This is a genomic window from Kitasatospora sp. NPDC054939 (assembly GCF_053610105.1).
This window is the reverse complement of sequence record NZ_JBSGXP010000311.1, coordinates 1-1,282: the sequence shown is the minus strand read 5'-3', so window position 1 is coordinate 1,282 and position 1,282 is coordinate 1. Positions and strand designations below refer to the sequence as shown.

Below are 1,282 nucleotides of genomic sequence, written 5' to 3'. Positions count from 1 at the left end.
CGGCTACTTCGCGAGCTTGCCGTCGGCGGTCACGGCGAACCAGGTGCCGCCCACGCCCTGGCCCTTGGTGTCACCGGGGTTCGTGTCGCCGGTGAACCAGTAGAGCGGCCAGCAGTCGATGGTCAGCTGCGTGGTGCCGTCGGGGCGGGTGTAGGTGATGAGCTTCTTCGGGTCGATGCCCTCGACCTTGTTGAGGTCGACCAGCTTCGCGGGCCGCCACTTCTCCAGGCAGGCGCCCTCGCAGTTGGACTTCATCGGCCAGGCGGTGTCCTGGGTGAAGCGGTACAGTGTGCGGCCCTTGCCGTCACGGATGATCTTGCCGAGCTTCGGGTCGGCGGCCAGCGAGAGCTCGGGGAGCGCAGCGGTGCCGGGGGCCGCAGCGCCGGGGCTCGCGGCACCCGGGGTCTCCTTCGCCCCCGCCTTCGCGCCCGCCTTGGACCCGTCCGGGGCGACGGCGAACCAGGTGCCGCCGACCCCCTGCCCGTTGGTCTGCCCGGGCGCGGTGTCCTTCGCGAAGCGGTACACCGGCCAGCCGGCGACGGTCACCTGCTCCGGGCCGTCGGCGCGCTTGAGGGAGCCGACCTTGGACGCCTCCACCGTTCCGGCCGTGGTGCCGGCCGTCGGCACCGGGGGCCAGGCCTTCGCGCAGTCACCGGAGCAGGCGGAGGTGGAGGGGCTGGCCGTGTCGTTGTCGAAGCGATAGAGGGTGAAGCCCGCCGCGTCGGTGACGACCGGGCCGAGCTTCGCGTCCTCCCGGACGGCGAGTGGCCCGGACGCCGTGGCCGCGCCCGCTGCCCCGGAGGAGGCCGCGGCCCCGGACGCGCCGGCCCCGCCGGTGCCGTACGCCCCGTCCTGGGCGGCCGGAGCGGCCGCCGGGCCCGCGGCGGCGGAGTCGGCCTTCTGCGTTCCGCAGGCCGCCGTCGCGACCAGCAGTGCGGCCCCGGTGGCGGCGATGGTGAGCTTGCGCAGGTTCGTCATGGGAACTCCTCGTTCGCGGTACTTCGTCAGACTCTGTCGGCACCGCAAACACGGGGCCCGCCGCAGGGGGGTTCAACGGATCCCGGAAATTCTTCGAAGAAGTTTCCGCCCCGTCTTCCACCGGCCCTCGGACCGGGCCCGACAGCGCGGAGCGGGGCGCCCGGGGCCCCGCCCCCCCCCGCGCCCCCCGCCCCCCCCGGTCTCCTGGGCCCGGGAGCACCGAGAGCTACACTCCTTACTTCGGGGGCCGCGGCAGTGGTGGAGCAGGGACAGGTCGGACACCGCGCGGGCCCCGGTGCCGCAG

1 protein-coding gene is annotated in these 1,282 nt (G+C 74.4%); it reads right to left on the bottom strand.

Annotated features, from left to right (window positions below; all coding sequences use genetic code 11):
* Window positions 1-3: 3 nt before the first annotated feature.
* Complete coding sequence (locus tag ACWGB8_RS38530; protein WP_452218310.1) at window positions 4-978, bottom strand: SCO0930 family lipoprotein; 975 nt, start codon at window positions 976-978, stop codon at window positions 4-6.
* Window positions 979-1,282: the final 304 nt, after the last annotated feature.